Source organism: Novosphingobium colocasiae (assembly GCF_014652555.1).
Classification (GTDB): Bacteria; Pseudomonadota; Alphaproteobacteria; order Sphingomonadales; family Sphingomonadaceae; genus Novosphingobium; species Novosphingobium colocasiae.
The window spans coordinates 475169-498256 of record NZ_BMZA01000001.1; the positions used below are offsets into that span (position 1 = coordinate 475169).

The following is a 23088-nucleotide window of genomic DNA, read 5'->3' on the forward strand; positions in this document are numbered from 1 at the left end:
GCGGCGGCCATGCCTCCTCGGAAATCCCATGCGCGCGCTTATCTGATGCTGGGCGTGGTCATGGTGTTCTGGGCCGGGAACTCGATCGTCGGCCGGGCCATGCGCGATGATGTCGGGCCGTTCACGCTGTCGTTCATGCGCTGGTTCATCGCTTGCCTCGTCCTGCTGCCGCTGGCCGCACGCAAGGCGTGGGCCGAACGCGCGATCATCCGTGCCGGGTGGCTGTGGATCGCGATTCTGGGGGCGCTGGGCGTGGTGCTGTTCAATGCGCTGCTGTACAACGGCCTGCGCTATACCACCGCGACGAACGCGCTGCTGCTGCAGGCCTCGATCCCGGCGATGGTGCTGGCGGTCGACCGGGTGCTGGAAGGGACCAGGGCCCCGGCGCTGCAGGTGGCGGCGGTGCTCCTGTCGACGCTGGGGGTCGTCACCATCGTCCTGCGCGGCGATCTGGCGGCGATTGCCGGGCTGCCGATCGGCCGGGGCGATGCGATGATCCTGATCGCGGCGCTGGCTTGGGCGCTCTATATCGTGTTTCTCAGGCGCAAGCCCGCTGTCAGCCCGGCGGTGTTCCTGCTGCTGACGTTCAGCCTCGGGGTGTTGACGATGGCGCCGCCGGCGCTGCTCGAAACGCTGGAGGGGCGCAACCACGGCTGGTCGCTGCGCGATCTGGGCGGGTTCGTCTATGTCGGGATATTCCCGTCGGTGGTGGCGTTCTACGTGTTCAATGCGGCGACCGAGCAGCTTGGCCCGGCGCGCGCGGGGCAGGGGATCACGCTGATGCCGCTGTTCGGTGCGCTGCTCTCCACCTGGTTGCTGGGCGAGCATCTGGAGCGGTTCCACTGGATCGGCATGGCGATGATCCTGGGCGGCATCGTCCTTGCCGCGCTGGTCGTCCGGCGCAGGACCGAACCGCAAAACGCAGGTGGCGCAGGCGCGGCCCCGCCGCTAGAGGACAGGCCATGACCGAGACCAGCCAGACCGTATCCTTCGGCTACGAGGACATCGACGCCCAGGACAAGACCGCCCGCGTCGGGGCCGTATTCTCCAGCGTCGCCAAGAAATACGACGTGATGAACGACGCCATGTCCGCAGGCCTGCACCGGGTGTGGAAGGATCAGTTCGTCCGCCGGGTGAAACCGCGCGCGGGCGAGCAGATTCTCGATATGGCGGGCGGCACCGGCGATATCGCGTTCCGCCTGGAAAAGGCCGGAGCCAGCGTGACGGTGTCCGACATCAACCAGGACATGCTCGATGTGGGCATAGAGCGGGCAATGGAGCGCGGCATCGACAGTCTGGTCTGGTCGCGCCAGAACGCGGAGGAACTGTCGTTCCCGGATCGCTTCTTCGATGCCTATACGATCGCCTTCGGCATCCGCAACGTGACCCGGATCGACAAGGCGCTGGCCGAGGCGCACCGCGTGCTCAAATACGGCGGACGCTTCTTCTGCCTCGAATTCTCGACCACGCAGTGGCCGGGGTTCAAGGAAATCTACGACACCTATTCGCACAAGCTGGTGCCCCGCATCGGCACGATGATCGCGGGCGATGCGGACAGCTATCGCTACCTGATCGAATCTATCCGCCGTTTCCCGCCGATGCCGGAATTCGAGCGGATGATCCGCGATGCGGGTTTCACGCAGACCAAGGTCGAACCCATCCTGGGCGGGCTGGTCGCCATCCATTCGGGATGGAAGGTCTGAGAATGACGCAGCGGTACGGGGGCCTGCGAAGGTCCGGTCTCACGCGGAGGCGCGGAGACGCGGAGGGTCAAAGGGTTCGCGCAAAGGCGCAAAGGCGCAAAGGCGTTGGTCTTGCGGCGCAGCCGCACTGCATATCATCGCAGTCTCGCGCGGCGTCTTCGAAAGTGCTCAAGGCCTGCGGCGCGGGCCCGGCCCTTTGCGCCTTTGCGCCTTTGCGCGAACCAGTAAATCTCCGCGTCTCCGCGCCTCCGCGTGCAATCCATGCTCCACGCGCGGGCGCGGCATGACCCGCCCCACACGCCATATCCTGCGCTTGCTGAGCTGGGGCCGGGTGCTCGCGCGGCATGGGGCGTTGCGGGGGATCGAGAACGATCGCAACGCGCCGGTGCAGGTCAAGCGGCTGTGCCGGATCGCCCGGATCGGCACCCGCCAGCCCGCCGAACCCGATTATGCCGGCGCGTTCCAGGCCATTGGTCCCGCCGCGATCAAGCTGGGCCAGGCGCTGGCGACGCGGCCGGATCTTGTGGGCGAAATCCCCGCGCGCAACCTGCTGAGCCTGCAGGACAGCCTGCCGCCGGTGGACTTCGCGCAGATCCGCGCGGCTGTCGAAGGCACTTTCGGCCGCCCGCTGGAAGAGCTGTTCGCCCGGTTTGACGAGCAACCGGTGGGGGCCGCGTCGATGGCGCAGGTCCACCGCGCGCTGACGCCGGATGGGCGCGATGTGGCGGTCAAGGTGCTGCGTCCCGGCATTCGCGAACAGTTCGCGCGCGATATCGATACGTATGAGTGGGCGGCCGCCCATCTTGAGGCGCTGGGCGGCGAAGCGGCGCGGCTGCGGCCGCGCGCGGTGGTCGCCAATCTGAAGCGCTGGACCTATCGCGAGCTGGACTTGCGCCGGGAAGCGGCCTCCGCCTCGGAACTGGCCGAAATCATGGGCCGCGCCGACGGCTATCGCATCCCCGCGACCGACTGGGACCGCACCAACGGTTCGGTAATGACGGTCGAATGGGTCGATGGCGTCAAGATGAGCGATATCGCGGCACTGCGCGCCGCCGGGCACGATCTGCCCGGACTGGCGAAAACGCTGGTGCTGACTTTCCTGACCCAGGCGATTGCCGGCGGCTTCTTCCATGCCGATATGCACCAGGGCAACCTGTTCGTGCAGGCAGACGGCACGATCGTCGCCATCGATTTCGGCATTATGGGCCGGATCAACCGGCAGGCGCGGCTGTGGCTGGCCGAAATCCTCTATGGCCTGATGACCGGCAATTACCGCCGCGTCGCCGAGATCCACTTCGAGGCGCAGTACGTGCCCGCCTATCACAGCGTCGAGGATTTCGCCTCGGCCCTGCGCGCGGTGGGCGAGCCGATGCGTGGCAAGCCGGTCTCCGAGCTTTCGGTCGGCCAGATGCTCGACGGGCTGTTCGCCATCACCCGCGATTTCGACATGGCGGTGCAACCGCACCTGCTGCTGCTGCAAAAGACGATGGTGATGGTCGAAGGGCTCGCCACCGCGCTCGATCCCAGCATCAACATGTGGGACGTTTCCGGACCCTTCGTCAAAAGCTGGATTCGTGACGAGCTGGGGCCGGAGGCGCTGATCGTCGATCGGCTGCGCGCCGATTTCGATACGCTCCAGCGATTGCCCGCGCTGATCCGCCGGATCGAGGAGAAGTTCCCGCCCAAGGGCGGCGCGCCCGAACAGTTGCCGCTCCCCGATGTGGACCTGATCTGGTCGCGCAATGCGGCGCGTAAACCGGATGGTAACCATTGGAGTGGCTATGTTCTGGCCGCATTCCTTGGGGGCCTGGCGGCATGGGCGTTATCGCATCCGGACATTCTGACAAGGCTGGCGGGCTAGGCACGCCGTCTGTCTTTGCCGGCTGGCCGGTGGGTCTGGCGCGGCTTGCGCTGCTGGCGCTGGCGCTGCTGCTGGCGGCGGCAGCAGTGCTGCCGGTAGGACGGCCCGACAGCGATCCGGGCGCGCGTCATACGCGGTCTGCCGGAACGGCGGCGTCCACCACGACCGCTGACGAGGACGACGAGGACATCGCGCTCTACAAGGCAGCGATCCGGCGCATCCAGGCGGGGCAGAATTACTACGATTTCATCGTCCCCGAACAGCGCGCGCGCGATTACCCGGTCAACCCCGGCCTGGCGGTGCGCCTGCCGACGCTGGCCTATCTCGACGCATGGCTGGGCGGCGCGGGCCAGATCGTCGCGGCCGTGCTGCTGATGGCGGGGGTGATTGCGGCATGGTGGGCGAAGTTCGGTGAAGACCCCAACCTCAAGCGGCTGCGGCGGCTGGCGACGGCGATGGTCTTCGTCGGGGCCTCGCTCGGCCTCAACCGCTATTACTTCGTGCTGCACGAACTGTGGGCCGGGATGCTGGTGGCGCTGTCTTTCGGGCTGCATCGGATCGGCCAGGGCGGGCAGGGCGGGCGCTGGATCGCGGCCTGGGCCGCTGCCGCGCTGGCGCTGGCGATCCGCGAACATACGCTACCCTATGTCCTGTTGATGGGAGCCACCGCGCTGTGGCTGCGCAACTGGCGCGAAGCGGCGGCATGGGGCGCGCTGGTGGCGGTGTTCCTGGCCGTGATGTCCTGGCACCTTGCCATTATCGCCGCGCAGGTGCTCCCCGGCGATCCGCATGGCCCGGCGTGGCTGGTCATGCGCGGCATTCCGGGCTGGCTGGGCAACGTGGTCCAGTCCAGCAACTTGCGCTGGCTGCCGCACTGGCTGGCAGGACCGGCGGTGATCCTGATGACCTTCGGCTGGCTGGGCTGGAACAGCCGCGCCGGGGTGGTCGCCTTCCTGCTCAGCGCCGGCTACGGCGCGGCGTTCATGCTCGCCGGGCGATGGGACAATTTCTACTGGGGCGCGATGATCGCCCCGGTGATGTTCGCCGGCATCGTCTTCGCCCCGCGCGCGCTGACTGCGCTGGGGGCGGCGGCACGGCTGGAGGGATTGCGCCGGACGAGAGTGGTTCTGGCGTAGGCGGCCTGGCCCCATTCGAATGTTCGGGTCCGCCCCTGAGCCCTCATCTGCCGGGTCTGCCTTCCGAAACCTGTCGGGTTCGATGGCGCTTGTCTCGGGTGCGACAGGTATCCCATCGGCTTGGCATGACCCGCAGGCCAATCAAGGCGGTCAGGTCAGAGGGAGACGATTTCTCCGTCTTCCTTTGTGAAGCTGGCGGGCCGGTTTTGCAGCAGTTCCAGCACGACTTCGGAAGGGCGGCACAGCTTCGTGCCTTTCGGCGTGACGACGATCGGTCGGTTCACCAGAATGGGGTGCTCGACCATGGCTTCGATGATCGATTCACCCGATGCGCCGTCCAGCAGGCTGAGCTGGGCGGCCGGCGTGCCCTTCTCGCGCAACACCTCGCGCGGGGTTGCAGCCATCGCCGCGAATAGTGCTTCGAGTTGCGGGCGGGTCCAGCCGGCAATGCAGTATTCGATCACCGTGGGCGCATATCCCGCGGCCCTGATGATCGCCAGCGCATTGCGCGACGTGCCGCAATCGGGGTTGTGGTAAATGGTAACGGGAAATGCGTCGGTCATGGCCTATACCTTCTGCTGGACACGGGCGACGGCTGAACCCCGTTCATACCAGCCCTTTGAGCGGTTCACGATGGCGACGACGGACAGCATGACCGGAACCTCGATCAGCACGCCGACAACCGTTGCCAGTGCCGCGCCGGATTGCAGGCCGAACAGTCCGATGGCCGCCGCGACGGCAAGTTCGAAAAAGTTGCTGGCACCGATCAGGGCCGATGGTCCCGCCACGCAATGCGCTTCGCCGATAGCGCGGTTGAGGAGGTAGGCGAGCCCGGCGTTGCAATAGACCTGGATCAGGATCGGGACGGCTAGCAAGGCAATGACCAGCGGCTGCGCGACGATCTGTTCACCCTGGAATCCGAACAGCAGTACCAGCGTTGCCAGCAGCGCAAGCAGTGACACTGGGCCAAGCCGCGCCAGCAGGGCGTCAAGGGCGGGTTGCCCGCCGCCTGACAAGACGGCGCGTCGCACGAACTGAGCGATGATGACCGGCACGACGATGTAGAGCACGACCGACAGCAACAGCGTATCCCAGGGCACCGTGATCGACGCTACGCCCAGCAACAGCCCGACCAGCGGCGCGAACAGGACGACCATCAGCACGTCGTTCAGCGCGACCTGGCTCAGCGTGTAGGTCGGTTCGCCGTCGCACAGGTTCGACCAGACGAAGACCATCGCGGTGCAGGGCGCGGCGGCCAACAGGATCAATCCTGCGATGTAGGACGAAGATTGCCCGGCCGGCAGCAGCGGCGCGAACAGCCAGCCGATGAAGAACGTCCCCAGCAGCGCCATCGAAAAGGGTTTCACCGCCCAATTGACGAACAGCGTTACGCCGACCCCGCGCCAGTGACGCCGCACCTTTCCGAGCGCGCCGAAATCAATCTTCAGCAGCATCGGAATGATCATCAGCCACACCAGCACGGCAACCGGCATGTTGACGCTTGCGATCTCGGCCGAACCGACGGTCGCGAAAAAGGTGGGCATGAAGTGTCCCGCCATGATCCCCGCAACGATGCACAGGGCGACCCATAACGAGAGGTAGCGTTCGAAAGTCGTCATCACTTCGCGTCCACTTCACAGCAGGCGGCCAGTCCCATCAGCGGCGCGCAGATCTCAGGGCGTCCGGCGCAGCAGTCGGACACCAGGAAGCCCAACAGGCCCCGCATGCCGTCGTAGTCGGCGGAGTAGATGACGGAACGACCTTCGCGGCGGGACTGGATCAAGCCCGCGTGGCCAAGGATGGTCAGATGCGTGGACAGGGTGTTCGGCAGGACGCCGACTTCCCGGGCGATTTCGCCCGCCGGAAGTCCATCCGCGCCGGCCCGCACCAGGAGGCGAAAGACAGTCAGCCGGTGCCCGTGCGCCAGCGCGGACAGGGCTGCTACGGCATCGGGCAACAGCATCAGCAGCAAGCCGGCCCGGCAGCGCAGCAGGCACCTGCGGCCGGATCCGGCATCACTTCATCTTCGCCGTAAGACGTGGCTTCGCCGTGTGTGAAGAATGTTTCCCACCGAACCCCGGCGGTATCCGTCACCCAGCTTTTGTCGGAATTGGCGTAGCAGCACGTCGTTGCCTCCTGGTCGAAGGTGGTGTTGCCCGCAGCGTTCAGGCGCGTGGCCAGCGCCGCCAATTCGTCAGGCGTGTCAACCTGGATGCCGACATGATCTATGCCGGTGGCACGGGCGCGCGAGGAAATGGCAAGGTTGACGCGCGGATCGTCCAGCATCCACTTGGCGTAATCGTCCTTCACGACATCCGGCCGCGCGTCGAACAGCGTGGTATAGAACGCGACGGCCTGGGTGATGTCGGGGACGCTGACATGCAGGTGTAAACGCTTCATCGCTGCTTCTCCGAATGATCGATAATTCGACTATCGCCGAAATGTCGATTCGACAAGGTGGATTCGCCTTTGCCCGCTGGTCGGCAGCCCCTTGCCGCGTCGCAGCATGGCTCCTAAGGATGCGCCACTGATCCCGTGCGGAGACCGTGATGCTGCGTCGCCTTTATGACTGGACCCTGGCGAAGGCTGCGCACCGCCATGCCGAGTGGTGGCTGGCCGCGTTCGCGTTCATGGAGGCCAGTTTTTTCCCGGTGCCGCCGCATCCGCTACTGGGGCTGATGTGCCTGGCGGAGCCGAAGAAGGCGATCCGCTTCGCCGCGACCGCCACGCTGGCGTCGGTCGCCGGTGGCCTGCTGGGCTATGCGATCGGTCATTTCGCGTTCGAGGCCTTCGGCGACACCCTGTTGCGCGCGCTGCACCTGCAGGAGAGCTTTCCCAAGGCAGCCTGCTTCCTGCGCGAGAAGGGGGCGATCTTCATCATCGCCAAGGGCGCGACGCCCATTCCGTTCAAGCTCATCACCATCACCGCCGGCTTCATCGGGCTCAGTCTCGTGACGTTCATCGTTGCCAGCCTCATTTCGCGCTCGATCAGCTTCATGATCGTGGGTGTGCTGTTCCGGCTCTATGGGGCGCGGATCAAGCCGGTGATCGACCGGCATCTCGGCAAGGTGACGGTGGGGTTCGTCGTGCTGATCGTCGTCGGGTTCATGGCGGCGACGCTGCTGGGCGGCGACGGCAAGGATTCGCGTGCCTGCGCGCAGGCGACGGCGGTGACGAGCGCCTGAGATTGGCCCGGCGCGGCACTCACTTGACGTTAACCGGTTTTATGGCATTCTTTCCATGCTGCACCGCAATAAGCGTGCGGTGCCGGAAGGAGGTTTATGGTCGGTCGACAGGAAGAACCATCACGGGTTTTGCGCGCATCGCCTGATTTCATCAGGCAGATCGAAGGCTACAGCCTTACGACCGTGGAGATCCATTACTTCTTTCCCGACCATCCCCGGCTCCTGCAGCTTTACGCTTTCCAGCAATACGACGAAGCTCCGCAGTTCCCCGTGTTGCGCCGGTTCCTGGACTTCTGGGTCCGCGAGATCGAGGGCCCGCTCCATTCGGTACGGGTAGCCCACAAGAAGCTGATCGGCCCGCAGGAATGGCGCGCCGTGGATGGAATCATTTCCATCCACTGAAGCGCGCCGCTTTGCGCGTCAGATGATCCCCACCGTCTTGCCGGCGCGGGTGAACATGCCGATGATCTGCTGCACCTGTTCGGCCGAATGTTCGGCGCACAGCGAGCAGCGCAGCAGGGTCATGTTGGCCGGGGTTGCCGGCGGGCGGGCGAGGTTCACGTAAAGCCCTTCGTGAAGCAGCGCTTCCCACATCCCCGCGCCGCGTTCCAGATCGGGCATGATGACCGAGATGATGGCCGACTGCGGGCTGTCTGTGCCCAGGCTGAACCCGGCGTCCTTGAGCCCCTTGTGGAGCGTGCGCGAGTTTTCCCACAGGTGCGCGCGCTTGTCCGCCGCATGCATGAGCTTGCGCACCGAAGTCGCGGCGGTGGCGACGACGCTGGGGGGAAGGCTGGCGGTGAACACATAGGGGCGGCAGACCAGCCGCATGATCTCGAACTTGGGATGGTTCGAAACGCAGAATCCGCCCACCGTGCCGACCGACTTGGAGAAAGTCCCGATCACGAAATCAACATCGTCGAGGCAGCCCTGGTCCTCGGCCACGCCGCGCCCGTTCGGGCCGATGAAGCCCATCGAATGCGCCTCATCGACCAGCACCATCGCGCCGTACTTCTTGGCGACGGCGATCATCTCCCTGAGCGGAGCGATATCGCCCAGCATCGAATAGACGCCTTCGAGCACGACCAGCTTGCCGGCATCGGCGGGAATGCGGCGCAGGCGCTTTTCCATCGCTTCGATATCGTTGTGCTTGAACGGCACCACTTCGGCGTCGCCCATCTTGCAGCCGTCCCAGATCGAGGCGTGGCTGTCGATGTCGAGGACGATGTAGTCACCTTTGCCGGCGATCGTCGAAATGATGCCGAGGTTGGCCTGATACCCGGTCGAAAAGACCATCGCGTGGCGCATGTCGTAGAAGTCGCATAGCGCCTGTTCGACCGCCTTGTGCCCGGCATAGGTGCCGTTCAGCACGCGGCTGCCGGTGGTGCCCGATCCGAAATCGTCCAGCGCTTGCTTGCCCGCCTCGATCACATCGGGGTCGAAGGTCATGCCCATGTAGTTGTAGGTGCCGAGCAGAATCGTCTCGCGCCCGTTGCAGACGGCGACGGTAGGCGAAAGCACCCGTTCCATGACGAGGCTGAACGGATCTTCCACCCCGGAAGCGAGCAGGTTGGCACGCATCTGGATCAGCGGATCGAACTTGCTGAACAGATCGCCTTTGGTGGTGGTGTCGAGCATGTCGGTCATCGTGTGCAATTCCTTGGGCGAGGGGCCAGGCGGCACCGCCTCTCAACGGGACGGGGCGCTCAGGCCGTCAGCTTGACCACGGCATCGACCAACTGGCCGTAATTCTCGATCTCGGCCTGCGCGTTCATCGAGATGATGATGTCGAACTCATCCTCGATCGCGGCGACGAAATCCATGACGGTCAGGCTGTCGAACTCCAGATCGTCGGTGAAGCGGGTGGCATCGGTGATGGCAACCCCCTTCTTGTTGAACGGCTCGATCAGCGCGGCGATCCGGGCGGAGGTTTCATCGCGGGTCATGGTTCTGGCAACTCCGAAAGTTCGGTCGGCTCTGTGGCCGGGAATTGCGGCGCAAAAGCGGCGAAGCGGGCGAAATGTCAAGGCCGCAGCAAGGACGGGCGGCGCGATCATGCGTCTGGCGAAGTTTACAAAGGTTACAGTGTGTAAACTTCGGAATCTGACTTAAATGATTAATAAGATTATGAAATATCGCTATAACTGAAAGTTACAGTGTGCATCAGGAAATCGCAGATTTGGTACGTCAACGAGGAAGCAAGATGCCATGGGAGGGGGGTGTAGGAAACACCGAGTGCAGACCGCCGGCCCGCAGGCTGGCGATCATCGTCGAGCGGCATCGCCGATGCCCCTTTCAGTTGCGAACTGTTTGTCGCATGGTGCCGGGCGCCACGTGGGCAATTCGGTTGGGTTATTCGTCCTACCCCGCCAGCGCCCGCACTGCCTGCATGAATGGACCGATCGAGATCGGCTTGGCGAGGTACCCTTCCGCGCCCGCCTCGCGGATGCGTTCCTCGTCGCCCTTGCCGGCGTAGGCGGTGACGGCGAGGACGGGGACGGTGCGCAGGGTGCTGTCCTGCTTGGCCGCTTCGATCAGGTCCAGTCCGGAGACATTGGGCAACTGGATGTCCATGATGATGAGGTTGGGCACGAACTGGCGGGCGCGTTCCAGTGCGTCGAGGCCGTCGGCCACCGGTTCCACCGCATAGCCCTGGCTCCGGAGCACGTCGCAAAACAACCGGCGGTTGAGATCGTTGTCCTCGACAACGAGAATTCGCTTTGCCATTCGCGGCCTTGGACACCATCTATAGGGTTGAGAGAGAAGCCCTAGGCCGTTCAGGAGACCGTGACAATTCCCGCGAACCCCGCATCCCCCGCCGATCCGCAGGCCCTGGCGCTATCGGCGCTGGGCTGGATTGTCGCAGACGACGACCGCGCCGGCCGTTTCCTCGCACTTACCGGGCTGACGCCCGACTTGCTGCGGGCGGGGCTCGGTTATCGTGGCACGCACGTCGCGGTGATTGACTTCCTCTGCGCGCATGAACCCGATTTGGTCGCGGCTGCGGATTCTCTGGGCGTGAAGCCAGAGGCGCTGGCGGCGGCGGGAAAGGCACTGCAGGCATGAGCCGGCCGCTGGTCATCACCGATTGCGACGAAGTCCTGCTCTACATGGTCGGCCATTTTCAGGAGTGGCTGGCCGAGGAAGAGGGGGTCTCGTTCGATCTTGGCGTTCCTGCCTTCCACAAGTCGATGCGCGATGCGCAGACTGGCGCACTGCTCGAACAGGCGCGGGTGTGGGAACTGCTCAACAAGTTCTTCGATGGCCAGATGCACCGCCAGACCCCGGTCGAAGGCGCGGCGGCGGCGATCGCCGAGCTTTCGCGCGAGGCGGATGTGGTGGTGCTGACCAACCTGATGGATTTCCGGCGCGAACACCGCGTGCGCCAGCTTGCCGATCACGGTATCGACCTGAAAGTCTATACCAACCAGGGGCCGAAGGGGCCGGCACTCAAGGCGATCCTTGACGAATACGAGCCCGGCCGGGCGGTGTTCATCGACGATATCGCCCAGCACCACGGCTCGGTCGGCGAACTGACGCCGCATGTCGGCCGCCTGCACTTGTGCGCCGAGCCGCGCATCGCACCGCATATCGACTGCGCGCATGAAGCCGGCCATGCCCATGCCCGGATAGATACCTGGAATCACGCGCTGCCCTGGCTGCTGGAGCGGCTTCACGGCACCGGACAAGACAACGCGAAGGACCCGACATGACCACCACCGCTGCTCCTGCCGCCCTCGATGCGCGCCTTGCCGAACTCGGCCTCGTCCTGCCCGAACCGGCGGCCCCGGTCGCGGCCTATGTGCCGGTGGTGGTGGCGGGTGGTCTCGCCCACGTTTCCGGGCAGTTGCCGTTCATCGACGGCAAGCTGGTGACCGGGCGGCTGGGCGAGGATGTCGAGCTTGAAGCCGGAGTAGAGGCGGCGCAGGCCTGCGCGGTGATGATCCTGGCGCAACTCAAGGCCGCGCTCGGGTCGCTCGACCGGGTGGAGCGGGTGGTCAAGCTGGGGGCCTTCGTCAATTCCACCGGCAGCTTCACCGATCAGCCCAAGGTGGCGAACGGCGCTTCCGAACTGATGGTGGCGGTGTTCGGCGAAGCCGGCAAGCACGCGCGCAGCGCGGTGGGCGTGCCGGTGCTGCCGCTGGGCGCGGCGGTGGAAGTGGACGCGATCGTTGCCGTTCGCCCTGTTTGACCGCTGGCGCGCGCCGGTCCCCGATCCGCGCAAGATCGAATGGCTGGGCGCGCAGGACTATGCCCATCGCGGTTTGCACGGTGCTGCCGGGGTGCCGGAAAATGCGCTGTCCGCCTTTCGCGCCGCGATTGCGGGGGGGCTGGGGATCGAGCTGGACGTGCAGCGATCGAGCGACGGTCAGCCGGTGGTGTTCCACGACGACGAGCTGGACCGGCTGACCGAGGCGAGCGGCCCGGTGGCGCGGCGCAGTGCTGAACAGCTCGGCCAGATACGGTTGATCGGCAGCGCCGAGGATACGATCCCCTCACTGCGCCAGGTGCTGACCATGGTGGCGGGGCAGGTGCCGGTGCTGATCGAGCTCAAGTCCGATGGCGATGCCCGCATCGCCGCGCTGTGCCTGGCCGTCCGCCGCGTGCTCGAAGGCTATACCGGCCCGCATGCGGTGATGAGCTTCGATCCCCAGGTGTCGCACTGGTACGCGGTCCATTCGCCGCACACGGTGCGGGGGCTGGTGGTGAGTGAAGGGGAGGATCGGGCGCTGCCGGGCAAGATCCGGCGGCGGCTGGCCTTGTGGCATGCCCGGCCCGATTTTCTCGCCTATGACATTCGCGATCTGCCCAGCGGGTTCGCGGCGCGCCAGCGCCGTCGCGGGTTGCCGGTGCTGACCTGGACGGTGCGCTCCGATGCCCACCGCGCCCGCGCGGCCGAGCATGCCGATGCCGAGATTTTCGAGGACGCGGCGGGGCAGGGGGGCGATCCGGCGCCGTGAGCGAGGGTGCGTTCACGGCGCGGGTGGCCCACGGCGTCGGCGAACTGCCCGCGCAGCAGTGGGACGCGCTGACCGATGGCGGCAATCCCTTCGTCAGCCACGCCTTCCTGACCGCGCTGGAGCAGTCCGGCAGTGTCGCCGGCCATAGCGGCTGGCAACCGCTGCCGATCGCGATCGACGGGCCCGACGGCGGGCTGGCGGCGGCGTTGCCGGCGTACCTGAAAGAGCATAGCCAGGGCGAATACGTCTTCGATCATGGCTGGGCCGATGCCTGGCACCGCGCCGGCGGGGCCTATTATCCCAAGCTGCAGATCGCGGTCCCGTTCACGCCCGCCACCGGACCCCGGCTGCTGACGCCGCATCCCGAATTGCGCCTGCCGCTTTTGCGTGCCGCCGAAACGCTGTGCCGTGACAACGGCTTTTCCGGGGCGCACGCCACCTTCATCGCGCCGGAACAGGTGGCCGATTTCGAGGCGGCGGGCTGGCTGTTGCGCGACGATATCCAGTTCCACTGGACCAACCGCGGCTTTGCCCGCTTCGACGATTTCCTCGCCACGTTATCCTCGCGCAAGCGCAAGGACTTGCGCAAGGAACGGGTAAAGGCGCAGGAGGGCGTGACCATCCGCGCGCTGCGCGGCGATGCGATCCGGCCCGAGCATTGGGATGCGTTCTGGGGGTTCTATCAGGACACCGGCGCGCGCAAATGGGGCAGCCCCTACCTCACCCGCTCAGCCTTCGACATGCTGGGCGATGCGATGGGCGAACGGATCCTGCTGGTGCTGGCGTTCATCGATGGCGTGGCAGTGGCCGGCGCGCTCAACTTCATCGGCGCGGATGCGCTTTACGGGCGCTACTGGGGCGCGCTGATCGACAAGCCGTTCCTGCACTTCGAGCTGTGCTATTACCAGGCGATCGACGCGGCGATCGCGCTGGGCCTGTCGCGGGTAGAGGCGGGGGCGCAGGGCGGGCACAAGCTGGCGCGGGGCTATGAGCCGGTGCGCACGGTTTCGGCCCACTACATCGTCCATCCCGGCTTTCGCCGCGCGGTGGCGGATTTTCTGGAACAGGAACGCGCAGGCGTGGCGCTGGATCAGTTGCGGCTGGGCGAACGGACGCCGTTCCGCAAGGACTGAGGCGTGGGCCTCAGGCGGCGCGGCGCATGCTGGCGGAGAGCCATTCGCGGGCGCGGCGCTGGGCTTCGGCGATTTCGCGGGCGGTCATCTCGTCGGCCACTTCGGCGCGGCAGTGCGCGGCTTCCTCGTGCCCGGCGACGGCGGCCAGGTTGAACCACTTGTGCGCTTCGATCAGATCGCAGGTCGCGCCGTGGCTGGCGGTCGAATAGGCGACGCCGAGATCGAAGTAGGCGCTGATATCGCCGTCGGCGGCGGCCGCCAGGCACTCGGCGACCAGCAGGTCTTCGGCCTGGGTGCAGGCTGCGGAAGCGGTATCGTTGATGCCGTTATGATGAATCCAGGCACTGGTCATGGTCTCTTACCCCTGTCGAATGGCTGCGAGTCCCGTCCCGAAAAGTCCCTGTTGACGGGCATTTGCGCTGCCGATGAGGCGAAGCTGCGGTCAACGTGGTCAACAAACAGTTAACAGACCGCGTAAATTTTTCGGGCCTGTCAGGGGCATGTCGGAAACCCGTCTTTTTTGGGGATGATCCGGGATAAGCGCTTGTGCCGGGAATTGCGTGGTTTTATAGGCCCCGCAACCGCAGATCGGCAGGTGGTCACCGGGAATGCCCGGGATTGCAGGGGCGTGCCGGCTGATGGGGGACTTGTGGAGATTCCATAGGATGGCGACTGCCCTTGCTGACGACATTGACGTTCTGGCGAAAGCCAAGCGCGCTATAGGCGGTGCTTATGTACCCGCCGCCGACGAAGCCTATATGAGCGAAGCGCAACAGGATTATTTCCGCAAGTTGCTGCTGGCGTGGAAACGATCGATCCTCGATGCCGCAGCCGGAACGCTGCAGCAGCTTCAGGACGGTCCGATCCGCGAACCCGACCTGAACGACCGTGCTTCCAGCGAAACCGACTGGGGCATCGAACTGCGCACCCGCGACCGCCAGCGCAAGCTGATCGCCAAGATCGATTCCGCCCTGCGCCGGATCGAGGAAGGTGAGTACGGTTATTGCGAGGTTACCGGCGAACCGATCGGCCTAGGCCGGCTGGAAGCGCGGCCGATCGCCACCATGACGGTCGAAGCGCAGGAAGCGCACGAACGCCGCGAGCGGGTTTCGCGGGACGACTGATGCGGCGCTGATCCGGCCGTCCGGCGGGGGCTCCGCCGGCGGCGTTCAGGAAATGTTAGCCATTCGTCGCTAGGAATGTTTCCGATACGGCATGCGTGCCCGCATGGTGCGTGCGCGAGGTGGCCGTGGATGCAGACCCAGTTTGAAAACCGGATGGAAGCCATGACCGACGGGGAAAATCGCCAGATTGCGCGTGACAGCCTGTTCCTGATGGCTGACATGCGGATCGATGGGCTGGACGGCGTGCACCGCATCAAGGTGCGCAACCTTTCATCCGGCGGCATGATGGGCGAAGGCCCGGTGCGCGTGGCGCGCGGTGCCCAGGTAGAGGTCGAAATCCGCAACGTCGGCTGGATCGAAGGGTCGGTGGCATGGGTGCAGGACACCCGTTTCGGCGTCGCCTTCCGCGAAGACATCGACCCTAAGGTCGCCCGTGCCCCGGTGGGAACCGCCGAGGACCCGGCCCCCGCCTATGTGCGCAATTATCAGGCCAAGCTGTCCAAGCCGGTGGAACTGCGCAAGATCTGATAGCCCGGCATTGCCGAGCGCACACAGGTTTTCCCGCTATCACGGCGCGGCCGGATTTGCCCGGCGGCGCAAAACGGCTTAGGCCCAAGCTATGCATTCATGGCGTAACGGGTTGACGGTCCGGGCCGCGTTGGCGGCGCTGCTGGCGTTGCCGCTTGCTGCCTGTGGCTCGGACGACAATTCGGCACTGGCGATGATCGTTGTCGGCGCGCCCGACGATCCGTTCGAGACCGGTCCCCGCCTGTCGCCCGCCGGCCAGATGGTGCAGGCCGCCACGGTCGAAGGGCTGGTTGCCTTTGACGAGCAAGGCCGCGTGATTCCCGCCCTGGCTGACCGCTGGATCGTCACTGACGATGGCCAGAGCTACATCTTCCGCCTGCGCGACGGCACCTGGCGCAACGGCGATGACATTACCGCGCTGTCCGCCAAGCAGGCGATCGACAGCGCGATCAAGACGCTGAAAGGCACCCCGTTCGGGCTCGATCTGGGCGGCATCGAGACGATCCGGGTCATGGCCGGACGGGTGATTGAAATCCGCCTGCAGCGGCCGATGCCCTATCTGCTGCAACTGCTGGCCCAGCCCGAACTGGGCCTGCTTCACGACGGCGAGGGCAGCGGGCCGATGGCGCTCGATCGCAAGGTCAGCACCGCGCGGCTTTCGCCGATCGATCCGTCGCGGCTGGGGCTGCCGCAGATCGAGGATTTCGCCGCGCGCACCCGCGCCATCCGGCTTGATGCGCTGCCCGGCAAGGACGCGGTGGCGCGCTTCAACGATGGCGAGGTCGATCTCGTCACCGGCGGGCGCTTCCAGGATTTCCTGCTGACCCGTTCGGTCGGGCTGCTGCGCGGTACCATCCAGCTCGATCCGGTCAGCGGGTTGTTCGGCTTGCAGGTCATGAATGACAAGGGGTTTCTCGGCGATCCGGTCCGCCGCGAGGCGCTGGCGATGGCGATCGACCGGGATGCGTTGATCGCACCGTTCGGCGTCGGCAACTGGATGCCGACCACCCGCCTTGTCAGCCCCAGCCTTGACGGCGATCTCGGCACGATCGGCGAGCGCTGGCAGGACCAGCCGATGGACGAACGCCGCGCGGTGGCCGGCAGGCGGGTCCGCGATTGGCTGGCCGCGCAGCCCGTGCCGAAGATGGCCACGGTGCCGCTGACGATCTGGCTGCCCGAAGGCGATGGCTCGACCGTGCTGCTCAACCAGCTTTCCAATGATTTCGCGGCGATCGCGGTCAGCCTGCAACGGGTTCCCGAACCGGGCCGGGCCGATCTGGTGCTGATCGACGATGTCGCCCGCTATCCGCGCGCGGCCTGGTTCCTCAACCGCCTGTCATGCGCGGCACGGCGCGGGCTTTGTGCGGCGGATGCCGACGCCAAGGTGGCCGAGGCGGCAGGGCTTGCCGATGTCGAACGCGCCTCCCTGCTGGCCGAAGCCGAGACGGAGCTGACCGCCGCCAATGTGTTCATTCCCTTCGGACCGCCGATCCGATGGTCGCTGGTGCGTGGCAGCGTGTCGGGCTTTTCGGCCAACACCTGGGGCTGGCATCCCTTGATGCCGCTGGCCTGGTTGCCCAAGTAGGCGAAACCCGAAAGGGTCTTTTCGCGTTACCGTCCTATCCATGGGCAGGCCGATCAGAAAGGGAAAGCAGCGTGACAGCCAGTTCAACCTCCGGGCCCCAACGCGCCGGGACCACCGGTGCCGCCCGTCCGATGGGGATCGACTTTCCCCTGGGCAGCGATGCAGATGCGGTGCGCCGCCGGATCGAGGCGCTTGAGCAGTTGTTGGAGCGGGCGATCGCGGTACCCGGCACCCGTCACCGGGTCGGCCTGGACGCGCTGGTCGGGCTGATCCCGGTAGCCGGCGATCTGGTCGGTGCGGCGATGGGCCTCTACCTCGTGTGGGAAGCGCGCAACCTGGGCATGTCGCGCTGGCAGCAGGCGCGGATGATCGGCAACATCGGCGTGGATACCGCGCTGGGCGCGATCCCCTTTGCCGGCGATCTGTTCGACTTCGTGTTCAAGTCAAACAGCCGCAACCTTCGGATCGTGCGCCGCCATCTCGACAAGCACCACCCCCATACCCGCATCATCGAAGGGTAGGGCTACTCCCCGGCCACGGTCATCCCGTCGATCCGCAGGGTCGGCACGTTGATTGCGCGGTACCACTCCAGATCGTTCGCCGGGGTTGTCTGCGCGAACATGGCGATGAGGTTTCCGGCCACCGTGAATTCGGCGATCGGCCCGGCCAGTTCGCCGTTGACGATGCGAAAGCCCGAAGCGCCACGGCTGTAATCGCCGGTCACCGCATTGACACCCTGGCCGATCAGTTCGGTCACGTAGACGCCATCGGCGATGTCCGCCATCAGCTCGGCGGGAGTCAGCGTTCCCGCCGCCATGTGCAGGTTGCCGACCGAGACCGACGGTGCCCCGCCGCCGCCGCGTGCGGCGTGGCCGGTGGGCACGCCGCCAAGCTGGCGAGCCGATGCGCTGTCCAGCAGCCACCCGGTCAGTCGGCCATCGGCGATCAGATCGCGCGGTGCCGTCGCCAGCCCCTCGCCATCGAACGGGCGCGAGCGCAGACCGCGCCGGGCCAGCGGATCGTCATGGACGCGGATGCCGGGGGCAAAGAGCTGCTCGCCCAGCTTGTCCAGCAGGAAGCTGGAACGGCGGGTGATCGCAGCCCCCGATATGGCACCGATCAGGTGGCTGACCAGCGTACCCGCCACGCGGGGATCGAGGATCACCGGCATCGCCCCGCCCTTGATCCGGCCCGGATCGAGCCGCGCCACTGTCCGCTCGCCCGCCTGTGCGCCGATTTCGGCTGCGGCGGGCAGGTCGGCGGCGTGGTGGGCCTGCCGCCAGGCGTGATCGCGCTGCTTGCCGCCGCCTTCTCCGCCGACGACCGAGGCGCTGATCGAATGGCTGGTGCTGGAATAGGCTCCGGCGAAGCCATGGCTGGTCGCCAGCGCCACAGTGCCGCGCCCGGCGCTGGCCGAAGCGCCGTCGGAATTGGTGACCCCGGCAATGGCGCGGGCGGCATCCTCGGCCTCGCGGGCCTTGTCGCGCAGCGCTTCGGGCGAGGGTTCATGGCTGTCGCACAAGTCGAGATCAGGCCATGGGGCGTGCGTGAGCAGTTCTTCGGGGGCGAGCCCGGCATAGGCATCTTCGGGCGCGGCGCGGGCCATGTCGATCGCGCGCGCCGCCAGCTCTTCCAGCGCCGCGCCCGACAGGTCGGACGAGCCGATGCTGGCCGAACGGCGGCCGACAAACACGCGCAGCGCAATATGTTCGCTTTCCGAACGCTCGACATCCTCGAGCTTGCCGAGGCGGACCTGGATGCCCTCGGCGGAACTGGCACCGTAAACGGCATCGGCCGCATCCGCGCCGGCCTTTCGGGCGCGTTCTACCAGATCGCGGGCGCGGTCGCAGGCCTCATCGGCGGTCAGCATGGTCAGGGAAACTCCGGGCATCGCAGGCATGGCGCGGAAAGTGCGCCGCCACGTGCCGCCTAGTCTCCCCCGCAGGGCGGGGCAAGGGCCTGTCGATCAGGCCAGCAGCAGTGCCGCGCCCTTGAATAGCCCCGTGAGCAGGAAAGGCAGGCCCAGCGCCAGCGCCCACAGCGCCGTGCGATCACGGCGAAAGCGGCGCATGGTGGCGGGAGCGGTCGCCTCGGCATCGCTCATCTCGCCCCAGCGCTGTTCGAACAGGCGGCAGGCGGGGATGATGGCGAGCACCAATGCCACCAGCGCGAGATAGGGCAGCAGCGCAAAGTCGCTGCCCTGGAGCGCGCTGACGGTGGCGAAGATCTGAAGCGCGGTATAGACCAGCAGCGCATAGGCGATCTGGTCGCTCATCCGGCGGCGCGGATCGGTGCGCCGTGTGCGATCTGGCGTGTCGAAGTCTGCGGATGCGCGCGCACTTCCGGCGTGAGTGCCCTCGATCATGGTCAGCCCTCTCCTGATCCCCGATTCCCGGCTGCGAGTCATACAGGCGCGGTTGTGGAAAAATCAAGCGGTCATGACTTTGCTGCAACTGTCGGCCGGACCGGACGTGTGCGGGGTGCGTCAGGCGGAAACACCATGCATGAAACCTGCCAATTGATACCCGCCAAGGGCAAATGCGGGTTGCCGATCGCCGTGCGCCTGCGTAAATCTCTGCGCGATGAACGATACGGCTGGTGACATCGCGCAAGCGCGGGACAATTCCGGAACCCCGGCGGCGCAATCCGTGGCGGGGCCGCAAGGCACGGACCTTGTGGCCGAACGCGGCGGGCTCGAAGTCGTCTCGATCGCCAAGAGCTATGACAAGCGCGCCGTCCTGACCGACATTTCCCTGACCGTGGCGAAGGGCGAAGTGCTCGGCCTGCTGGGCCCTAACGGTGCCGGCAAGACCACCTGCTTCTATTCGATCATGGGGCTGGTGCGCCCCGATTCCGGCCGCATCCTGATGGACGGGATCGATGTGACCAAGCTGCCGATGTATCGCCGTGCGATCCTTGGCCTGGGCTATCTGCCGCAGGAAACCTCGATCTTCCGGGCGATGACAGTCGAACAGAACATCAGCGCGGTGCTCGAACTGAACGAGCCCGATCCCGATGTGCGCCAGGCCGAACTTGATCGCCTGCTCGATGAATTCGGGCTCACCCGGCTGCGGGCGAGCCAGGCGATGGCGCTGTCCGGGGGGGAGCGGCGGCGCTGCGAAATCGCCCGCGCGCTGGCCGCCAAGCCGTCGATCATGCTGCTGGACGAGCCGTTCGCCGGGATCGATCCGCTGTCGATCGCCGATATCCGCGATCTGGTGAAGGATCTCGCCACCCGCAACATCGGCGTGCTCATCACCGATCACAACGTGCGCGAAACGCTCGACATCGTCGATCGCGCCTGCATCATCTACGGCGGGCAGGTGCTGTTCGCCGGCAGCCCGGAAGCGCTCGTCGCGGACGAGAATGTCCGCAGGCTCTATCTTGGCGAAGGCTTTACGCTTTGACGGCTATGGGATGGCGCGTGGCGCGACCATTCCCGGGACCGCGTCCGCAGGGGCGGTGATCTGATGGCTCTGGGCCCAAGGCTGGACCTTCGGCAAAGCCAGTCGCTGGTGATGACGCCGCAGCTTCAGCAGGCGATCAAGCTGCTGGCGCTGTCCAATCTGGAAATCGAGACGTTCATCGGCGAGGCGCTCGACGCCAATCCGTTGCTCGACGTGACCCCCGAAACGGCACCGGCCGAGGCTGCCGAGCCCGGTGATGAGGCGCGGCGAACTTCGCTCGAAGGCGGCTCGCCGGTCGATCAACTGATCGGCGAAGGGCGCGGGGCAGAGGATCGGCCGCTCGACATCGACGGCGCGGCGATCGATGCCGATCGCGATACCGGCGACGGTGCGGTGACGCTGGCGGATGCGGTGGCGAGGCCGGGTGACAGCGGCGACTGGTCGGGCGACCTGCGGCTGGCCGGTGGCGAGGAAGGCCCCACCATCGACGAACGCGGCGGCGGCGGGGAAACGCTGCGCGAACACCTGGACGCGCAAGTCGGCCCGGCAACGCGCGATCCGGTCCAGGCGGGGATCGCCCGCGTCATCATCGGCCATCTCGACGAAGCCGGGTATCTGCCGGTCGCGCTGGCCGATATCGCCACCGATCTGGATATCGATGCGGATGAGGCGGCACGCGCGCTGGCGCTGGTCCACGGTTTCGATCCGACCGGGGTGGGCGCGCGCAGCCTGTCCGAATGCATCGCCCTGCAGGCGCGCGAGGCGGATCGCTACGATCCGTGCATGGCCCGCCTGATCGACAATCTCGATCTGCTGGCGCGCGGCGAACTGGCGCGGCTGAAGCGGATGTGCGGCGTCGATGACGAGGACTTTGCCGACATGCTGCGCGAGCTGCGCGGTTACGATCCCAAGCCGGGGCTGCGGTTCGGTGGCGAGCCTTCGGGCGCGGTGGTGCCGGACATTCTCGTCGCCGCGCGGGCCGACGGCGGCTGGGACATCAGCCTCAACCAGGCGACCCTGCCGCGCCTGATCGTCAACCGCGGTTATTACGTCGAGGTCCGGGGATCGTGCGACGACAAGGGTTCGCGGGCCTGGCTTTCGGAAAAGCTGGCGGATGCCAACTGGCTGATCAAGGCGCTCGACCAGCGCCAGCGCACCATCCTCAAGGTCGCGACCGAGCTGGTGAAGCAGCAGGAAGGCTTTTTCCGGCGCGGCGTTTCGCAATTGCGGCCGCTGACGCTGCGCGCGGTGGCCGAGGCGGTCGGCCTGCACGAATCCACCGTCAGCCGGGTGACGTCGAACAAGTTCCTGCAATGCGCGCGCGGTACTTACGAGCTGAAGTATTTCTTCAGTTCGGGCGTCGCTTCGGCGAGCGGAGAGGGCGGCGCATCGGCGGAAGCGGTCAAGGCCGCCATCCGCCAGTTGATCGACGCAGAAGACCCCAAGGCGATCCTGTCGGACGACACCCTGGTGGATATGCTGAAGGACAAGGGCTTCGAACTGGCGCGGCGAACGGTGGCGAAATACCGCGAGGCGATCGGGCTGGGCAGTTCTGTCCAGCGTCGTCGGCAGAAGGCGCTTGCTGCGGTGCGGTAAGTAATAAGCATGCTCCTAATCATCATGACAGTATAGATTATTGTACTGACCCGCTAAAAACGGTTCTATTTATTGACGCTTGTGGTAATCCTGATCTTGTCAACGGTGCCGGGCCCGGTTTCGGGAATACGGTACCAAGAAGAGAGGATGCCCATGTCGTATATCGATCATGAAGCGGATGGCCGTGGCCGGCAGGTCGTAACCGGCGGCATTGTCGCGCTGTTGCAGGCCGGGGTGGCCATCGCGGTCATCAGCGGTCTCAGCGTCGTTATCGTCAATCCGCCGGTTGCCCCTCCGCATATGCCCTCGCTCACCTTTACCACCCCGGTGCCCAAGCCGCCGCCGAGCCCTCCGGTCGCAACGGACGACAGACCTGTAATCAAGCCGGATGTCGTCCACCCCATCAACAATCCCCTTCCCCCAGTCGGTTCCGGGGTGGTCATCGACGATACGCCCGCCGGTGGTCTGGCGACCGATCCGCCGGTCGCGTTTGTTCGCCCCGATCCGCCGATCGCCGAGCCGACGCCGCGTTTCGCCGCGAAAGCTGCCATGGTTCGCAACAATCCGGCGGGCTGGGCGACCACTGCCGATTATCCCACCCGCGAACTGCGCGATGGGCATCAGGGGCCGGTGCGGTTCGAACTGGCGATCGACGCCGACGGCAGGGTCAGCCGATGCACCGTCACCGCCAGCAGCGGCTGGGCCGATCTTGACCGCGCAACCTGCGACCTTGTCAGCCGTCGCGCCCGGTTCACTCCGGCGATGGACACTGCGGGCAATCAGGCGGCGGGGACGTATTCAGGGACGATCCGCTGGGTCATCCCGCAGGACTGAAAGATCAGCCTGCTGCATGCTTTAGGGGGGGGGAA

General features: G+C 66.0%; 28 protein-coding genes. 18 read left to right on the forward strand and 10 right to left on the reverse strand.

Annotation, left to right across the window (positions count from 1 at the left end):
* The first annotated feature begins 9 nt into the window (after positions 1–9).
* The 4 genes from IE122_RS02340 to IE122_RS02355 all read left to right on the forward strand — a co-directional run bounded on the left by IE122_RS02340 (position 10) and on the right by IE122_RS02355 (position 4700).
* On the forward strand, positions 10–966 hold the full coding sequence (locus IE122_RS02340) for a DMT family transporter (protein WP_189619462.1): 957 nt from the start codon (positions 10–12) through the stop codon (positions 964–966).
* The gene (locus tag IE122_RS02345) at positions 963–1703 is read left to right on the forward strand and encodes a class I SAM-dependent methyltransferase (RefSeq protein WP_189619463.1); all 741 of its coding nucleotides are present in this window, start codon (positions 963–965) and stop codon (positions 1701–1703) included. Before IE122_RS02340 ends, IE122_RS02345 begins: the two co-directional genes overlap by 4 nt.
* 283 nt (positions 1704–1986) lie before the next feature.
* Positions 1987–3564 (forward strand): 2-polyprenylphenol 6-hydroxylase, encoded by a 1578-nt coding sequence (ubiB, locus tag IE122_RS02350; RefSeq protein WP_189619464.1) that lies wholly within the window; start codon positions 1987–1989, stop codon positions 3562–3564.
* On the forward strand, positions 3519–4700 hold the full coding sequence (locus tag IE122_RS02355; RefSeq protein ID WP_229813654.1) for a hypothetical protein: 1182 nt from the start codon (positions 3519–3521) through the stop codon (positions 4698–4700). Before ubiB ends, IE122_RS02355 begins: the two co-directional genes overlap by 46 nt.
* A gap of 155 nt (positions 4701–4855) precedes the next feature.
* Here IE122_RS02355 and arsC read toward each other — a convergent pair whose 3' ends face one another.
* From arsC to IE122_RS02375, 4 genes are read right to left on the reverse strand one after another with little or no spacing between them, the layout of a single operon-like run.
* Positions 4856–5263, reverse strand: a complete 408-nt coding sequence (arsC, locus tag IE122_RS02360; protein WP_189619465.1) for an arsenate reductase (glutaredoxin) — start codon at positions 5261–5263, stop codon at positions 4856–4858.
* A 3-nt stretch (positions 5264–5266) separates the two neighbouring features.
* Positions 5267–6319, reverse strand: a complete 1053-nt coding sequence (arsB, locus tag IE122_RS02365) for an ACR3 family arsenite efflux transporter (protein ID WP_189619466.1) — start codon at positions 6317–6319, stop codon at positions 5267–5269.
* Positions 6319–6663 carry an ArsR/SmtB family transcription factor gene (locus IE122_RS02370; protein ID WP_189619745.1) on the reverse strand — a complete coding sequence of 115 codons (345 nt, stop codon included), beginning with the start codon at positions 6661–6663 and terminating at the stop codon, positions 6319–6321. The genes arsB and IE122_RS02370 overlap by 1 nt, the downstream gene beginning before the upstream one ends.
* Entirely contained in the window at positions 6663–7100 is a 438-nt protein-coding gene (locus IE122_RS02375; RefSeq protein ID WP_189619467.1) for an ArsI/CadI family heavy metal resistance metalloenzyme, read from the reverse strand. The genes IE122_RS02370 and IE122_RS02375 overlap by 1 nt, the downstream gene beginning before the upstream one ends.
* 149 nt (positions 7101–7249) lie before the next feature.
* On the opposite strand from IE122_RS02375, the gene IE122_RS02380 reads away from it, so the two are divergent.
* Positions 7250–7885 (forward strand): YqaA family protein, encoded by a 636-nt coding sequence (locus tag IE122_RS02380; RefSeq protein WP_189619468.1) that lies wholly within the window; start codon positions 7250–7252, stop codon positions 7883–7885.
* Between the two features lie 96 nt (positions 7886–7981).
* Positions 7982–8287 (forward strand): usg protein, encoded by a 306-nt coding sequence (locus tag IE122_RS02385; protein ID WP_189619469.1) that lies wholly within the window; start codon positions 7982–7984, stop codon positions 8285–8287.
* 18 nt (positions 8288–8305) lie between these two features.
* On the opposite strand, the gene spt is transcribed toward IE122_RS02385, so the two are convergent.
* From spt to IE122_RS02400, 3 genes are all read right to left on the reverse strand, one after another.
* Positions 8306–9532 (reverse strand): serine palmitoyltransferase, encoded by a 1227-nt coding sequence (gene spt / locus IE122_RS02390; protein ID WP_189619470.1) that lies wholly within the window; start codon positions 9530–9532, stop codon positions 8306–8308.
* Between the two features lie 59 nt (positions 9533–9591).
* Positions 9592–9831, reverse strand: coding sequence for an acyl carrier protein (locus IE122_RS02395; RefSeq protein ID WP_189619471.1), 240 nt, complete (start codon positions 9829–9831; stop codon positions 9592–9594).
* A gap of 415 nt (positions 9832–10246) precedes the next feature.
* Positions 10247–10612 (reverse strand): response regulator, encoded by a 366-nt coding sequence (locus IE122_RS02400; protein WP_189619472.1) that lies wholly within the window; start codon positions 10610–10612, stop codon positions 10247–10249.
* A 60-nt stretch (positions 10613–10672) separates the two neighbouring features.
* Here IE122_RS02400 and IE122_RS02405 point away from each other — a divergent pair, with 60 nt between their 5' ends.
* The 5 genes from IE122_RS02405 to IE122_RS02425 are packed head-to-tail and all read left to right on the forward strand — an operon-like array spanning position 10673 to position 13979.
* A complete protein-coding gene (locus tag IE122_RS02405) occupies positions 10673–10951 on the forward strand; it encodes a DUF3572 domain-containing protein (protein WP_229813656.1) in 279 nt (92 codons plus the stop codon).
* Positions 10948–11598, forward strand: coding sequence for an HAD family hydrolase (locus IE122_RS02410; protein WP_189619473.1), 651 nt, complete (start codon positions 10948–10950; stop codon positions 11596–11598). Before IE122_RS02405 ends, IE122_RS02410 begins: the two co-directional genes overlap by 4 nt.
* Positions 11595–12077: a RidA family protein gene (locus tag IE122_RS02415; RefSeq protein ID WP_189619474.1), complete on the forward strand. Its 483-nt coding sequence runs from the start codon at positions 11595–11597 to the stop codon at positions 12075–12077. The genes IE122_RS02410 and IE122_RS02415 overlap by 4 nt, the downstream gene beginning before the upstream one ends.
* A complete protein-coding gene (locus tag IE122_RS02420) occupies positions 12058–12846 on the forward strand; it encodes a glycerophosphodiester phosphodiesterase family protein (protein ID WP_189619475.1) in 789 nt (262 codons plus the stop codon). The genes IE122_RS02415 and IE122_RS02420 overlap by 20 nt, the downstream gene beginning before the upstream one ends.
* Complete coding sequence (locus tag IE122_RS02425; RefSeq protein ID WP_189619476.1) at positions 12843–13979, forward strand: GNAT family N-acetyltransferase; 1137 nt, start codon at positions 12843–12845, stop codon at positions 13977–13979. The genes IE122_RS02420 and IE122_RS02425 overlap by 4 nt, the downstream gene beginning before the upstream one ends.
* A 10-nt stretch (positions 13980–13989) precedes the next feature.
* On the opposite strand, the gene IE122_RS02430 is transcribed toward IE122_RS02425, so the two are convergent.
* On the reverse strand, positions 13990–14331 hold the full coding sequence (locus IE122_RS02430) for a hypothetical protein (protein WP_189619477.1): 342 nt from the start codon (positions 14329–14331) through the stop codon (positions 13990–13992).
* A gap of 313 nt (positions 14332–14644) precedes the next feature.
* Here IE122_RS02430 and dksA point away from each other — a divergent pair, with 313 nt between their 5' ends.
* The 4 genes from dksA (at position 14645) to IE122_RS02450 (ending at position 17737) form a co-directional block, all read left to right on the forward strand.
* Positions 14645–15103 carry an RNA polymerase-binding protein DksA gene (gene dksA / locus IE122_RS02435; RefSeq protein ID WP_189619478.1) on the forward strand — a complete coding sequence of 153 codons (459 nt, stop codon included), beginning with the start codon at positions 14645–14647 and terminating at the stop codon, positions 15101–15103.
* 162 nt (positions 15104–15265) lie between these two features.
* The gene (locus IE122_RS02440; RefSeq protein WP_189619747.1) at positions 15266–15631 is read left to right on the forward strand and encodes a PilZ domain-containing protein; all 366 of its coding nucleotides are present in this window, start codon (positions 15266–15268) and stop codon (positions 15629–15631) included.
* 91 nt (positions 15632–15722) lie between these two features.
* Entirely contained in the window at positions 15723–17216 is a 1494-nt protein-coding gene (locus IE122_RS02445; RefSeq protein ID WP_189619479.1) for an ABC transporter substrate-binding protein, read from the forward strand.
* Between the two features lie 131 nt (positions 17217–17347).
* A complete protein-coding gene (locus IE122_RS02450) occupies positions 17348–17737 on the forward strand; it encodes a DUF4112 domain-containing protein (protein WP_189619748.1) in 390 nt (129 codons plus the stop codon).
* A 2-nt stretch (positions 17738–17739) separates the two neighbouring features.
* Here IE122_RS02450 and IE122_RS02455 read toward each other — a convergent pair whose 3' ends face one another.
* Complete coding sequence (locus tag IE122_RS02455) at positions 17740–19086, reverse strand: TldD/PmbA family protein (protein WP_189619749.1); 1347 nt, start codon at positions 19084–19086, stop codon at positions 17740–17742.
* A gap of 96 nt (positions 19087–19182) precedes the next feature.
* Positions 19183–19581 carry a hypothetical protein gene (locus IE122_RS02460; RefSeq protein WP_229813658.1) on the reverse strand — a complete coding sequence of 133 codons (399 nt, stop codon included), beginning with the start codon at positions 19579–19581 and terminating at the stop codon, positions 19183–19185.
* 217 nt (positions 19582–19798) lie between these two features.
* Between IE122_RS02460 and lptB the strand changes: the two genes are divergently transcribed.
* The 3 genes from lptB (at position 19799) to IE122_RS02475 (ending at position 23053) form a co-directional block, all read left to right on the forward strand.
* Positions 19799–20623, forward strand: a complete 825-nt coding sequence (gene lptB, locus IE122_RS02465) for an LPS export ABC transporter ATP-binding protein (RefSeq protein ID WP_229813660.1) — start codon at positions 19799–19801, stop codon at positions 20621–20623.
* 63 nt (positions 20624–20686) lie between these two features.
* Positions 20687–22219, forward strand: a complete 1533-nt coding sequence (gene rpoN / locus IE122_RS02470) for an RNA polymerase factor sigma-54 (RefSeq protein WP_189619480.1) — start codon at positions 20687–20689, stop codon at positions 22217–22219.
* A gap of 153 nt (positions 22220–22372) precedes the next feature.
* Positions 22373–23053, forward strand: coding sequence for an energy transducer TonB (locus IE122_RS02475; protein WP_189619481.1), 681 nt, complete (start codon positions 22373–22375; stop codon positions 23051–23053).
* Positions 23054–23088 lie beyond the last annotated feature (35 nt).

Coding starts and splice junctions, on each gene's coding strand:
- IE122_RS02340 (WP_189619462.1), top strand. CDS start 10: ATGCCTCCTCGGAAATCCCATGCGCGCGCTTATCTGATGCTGGGCGTG.
- IE122_RS02345 (WP_189619463.1), top strand. CDS start 963: ATGACCGAGACCAGCCAGACCGTATCCTTCGGCTACGAGGACATCGAC.
- ubiB (WP_189619464.1), top strand. CDS start 1,987: ATGACCCGCCCCACACGCCATATCCTGCGCTTGCTGAGCTGGGGCCGG.
- IE122_RS02355 (WP_229813654.1), top strand. CDS start 3,519: ATGGGCGTTATCGCATCCGGACATTCTGACAAGGCTGGCGGGCTAGGC.
- arsC (WP_189619465.1), bottom strand. CDS start 5,263: ATGACCGACGCATTTCCCGTTACCATTTACCACAACCCCGATTGCGGC.
- arsB (WP_189619466.1), bottom strand. CDS start 6,319: ATGACGACTTTCGAACGCTACCTCTCGTTATGGGTCGCCCTGTGCATC.
- IE122_RS02370 (WP_189619745.1), bottom strand. CDS start 6,663: ATGCTGTTGCCCGATGCCGTAGCAGCCCTGTCCGCGCTGGCGCACGGG.
- IE122_RS02375 (WP_189619467.1), bottom strand. CDS start 7,100: ATGAAGCGTTTACACCTGCATGTCAGCGTCCCCGACATCACCCAGGCC.
- IE122_RS02380 (WP_189619468.1), top strand. CDS start 7,250: ATGCTGCGTCGCCTTTATGACTGGACCCTGGCGAAGGCTGCGCACCGC.
- IE122_RS02385 (WP_189619469.1), top strand. CDS start 7,982: ATGGTCGGTCGACAGGAAGAACCATCACGGGTTTTGCGCGCATCGCCT.
- spt (WP_189619470.1), bottom strand. CDS start 9,532: ATGACCGACATGCTCGACACCACCACCAAAGGCGATCTGTTCAGCAAG.
- IE122_RS02395 (WP_189619471.1), bottom strand. CDS start 9,831: ATGACCCGCGATGAAACCTCCGCCCGGATCGCCGCGCTGATCGAGCCG.
- IE122_RS02400 (WP_189619472.1), bottom strand. CDS start 10,612: ATGGCAAAGCGAATTCTCGTTGTCGAGGACAACGATCTCAACCGCCGG.
- IE122_RS02410 (WP_189619473.1), top strand. CDS start 10,948: ATGAGCCGGCCGCTGGTCATCACCGATTGCGACGAAGTCCTGCTCTAC.
- IE122_RS02415 (WP_189619474.1), top strand. CDS start 11,595: ATGACCACCACCGCTGCTCCTGCCGCCCTCGATGCGCGCCTTGCCGAA.
- IE122_RS02430 (WP_189619477.1), bottom strand. CDS start 14,331: ATGACCAGTGCCTGGATTCATCATAACGGCATCAACGATACCGCTTCC.
- dksA (WP_189619478.1), top strand. CDS start 14,645: ATGGCGACTGCCCTTGCTGACGACATTGACGTTCTGGCGAAAGCCAAG.
- IE122_RS02440 (WP_189619747.1), top strand. CDS start 15,266: ATGACCGACGGGGAAAATCGCCAGATTGCGCGTGACAGCCTGTTCCTG.
- IE122_RS02445 (WP_189619479.1), top strand. CDS start 15,723: ATGCATTCATGGCGTAACGGGTTGACGGTCCGGGCCGCGTTGGCGGCG.
- IE122_RS02450 (WP_189619748.1), top strand. CDS start 17,348: ATGGGGATCGACTTTCCCCTGGGCAGCGATGCAGATGCGGTGCGCCGC.
- IE122_RS02455 (WP_189619749.1), bottom strand. CDS start 19,086: ATGCTGACCGCCGATGAGGCCTGCGACCGCGCCCGCGATCTGGTAGAA.
- IE122_RS02460 (WP_229813658.1), bottom strand. CDS start 19,581: ATGATCGAGGGCACTCACGCCGGAAGTGCGCGCGCATCCGCAGACTTC.
- lptB (WP_229813660.1), top strand. CDS start 19,799: ATGAACGATACGGCTGGTGACATCGCGCAAGCGCGGGACAATTCCGGA.
- rpoN (WP_189619480.1), top strand. CDS start 20,687: ATGGCTCTGGGCCCAAGGCTGGACCTTCGGCAAAGCCAGTCGCTGGTG.
- IE122_RS02475 (WP_189619481.1), top strand. CDS start 22,373: ATGTCGTATATCGATCATGAAGCGGATGGCCGTGGCCGGCAGGTCGTA.